Source organism: uncultured Succinatimonas sp. (genome assembly GCF_905203285.1).
Lineage (GTDB): Bacteria > Pseudomonadota > Gammaproteobacteria > Enterobacterales > Succinivibrionaceae > Succinatimonas.
In genome coordinates this window covers 1-1,078 of record NZ_CAJKVK010000162.1, presented here as the reverse complement: position 1 = coordinate 1,078, position 1,078 = coordinate 1, and the positions used below count along the sequence as shown (strand labels likewise).

At 37.5% G+C, this 1,078-nt stretch carries 3 protein-coding genes; 2 read left to right on the top strand and 1 reads right to left on the bottom strand.

The genetic code is table 11. The features are described from left to right. Positions 1 to 108 (bottom strand): glycosyltransferase (locus QZ019_RS09850; protein ID WP_295484662.1); only part of this gene is annotated, 108 nt, incomplete at its 3' end. Positions 109 to 370: 262 nt separating this feature from the next. Here QZ019_RS09850 and QZ019_RS09845 point away from each other — a divergent pair. Both QZ019_RS09845 and QZ019_RS09840 read left to right on the top strand, forming a co-directional pair. Further along, positions 371 to 562, top strand: coding sequence for a hypothetical protein (locus tag QZ019_RS09845; protein ID WP_295484660.1), 192 nt, complete (start codon positions 371 to 373; stop codon positions 560 to 562). A gap of 60 nt (positions 563 to 622) precedes the next feature. Then, a partial coding sequence (locus QZ019_RS09840; protein WP_295484658.1) for a hypothetical protein occupies positions 623 to 1,078 on the top strand: 456 nt, incomplete at its 3' end.

Genomic DNA, 1,078 nt, shown 5'->3' with positions numbered 1-1,078 from the left:
TATTTCAATATTCTTTAATGTTTGATTAATAATACTGTCTAAACATTGAGAAAGAAATTTTTCAACATTATATACTGGAATAATCACTGAGACTTTAGGATCCAACATTTTTACCTCTAAGTGGAAATTTCTGTTTGTTTACAACTTTTATTTTAAAGGTTTAAAATCTTAAATTAATCTCATTTTAATCTATTATATGGCAAAACGATCAAGCTGATAGAGTTCACAAAAAATTTTAGGTGCTAAACTTCATAACTCCATAAAAAAACTGTGACGTAATGATCAAAAGATTAATAAGACGATCCCCTTTATCCTAAGAAAATGATCTAATATTGAAAGATTCAGCCTTTTGTTTTTTTAGGATTTTTTTATGTTCATCGCTTGTGAAGAGTTGCGGAATTTGGCAAAGACATGCCGCAGTCATCTTCATGAGACCGATGATTTCGATTCAACTATCGAAGAATATTCACGATTATATTATCCGCATAAAAGAATGCCGACTAATAAAGTCCATTTTGAGTTTAAGCACAAAGAAGCAAAAGCTTTATACGATGCTTTATAAGGTGAAGTTATAGCGGCAATATCCTGTTGTCTTAAAGATATCAGGGACGCACTGACCGACATGCGCTGCGCAGCAAAAATCATCTATCCTTTGGATGTAATGGTGACGGTTATTTTATTGGCACGCTTATGCGGGAATATAACGGCAGCTAAGGTGGTGAAATTTTATAGGGAGCGTAATCTTGAGCTGCAATATTTAATTCCCGTGAAGCCGCGGCCGCGATACCGGTTGTCGGAATCGACGGTAAATTGCGTGATGCGGATGTTTTCACCTGACGAAATAAATTTATTGCTTGGAAATTATTTCAGCGCGGTCAAGACGGCACTTTGCGAAATGATAAAGGCAGGTGAGCAGTGGGAGCGTCCTGAGCTTGTTGACAAAGAAACCATAAGCTTTGACGGTCAGGAAGTCGTATCTTCGTATCGCAAAGGGGAAAGCTCCCGCCGTAAAAAAGGAGCCGTTGGGGTCAGTGTTTTCAACAGTACCAAGAAAATCGCTTTGGCGGTAAAGAGCGTT

Excerpts from the sequence above, each read along its gene's own strand:
- QZ019_RS09845 (WP_295484660.1), top strand. The coding sequence starts at position 371 with ATGTTCATCGCTTGTGAAGAGTTGCGGAATTTGGCAAAGACATGCCGC.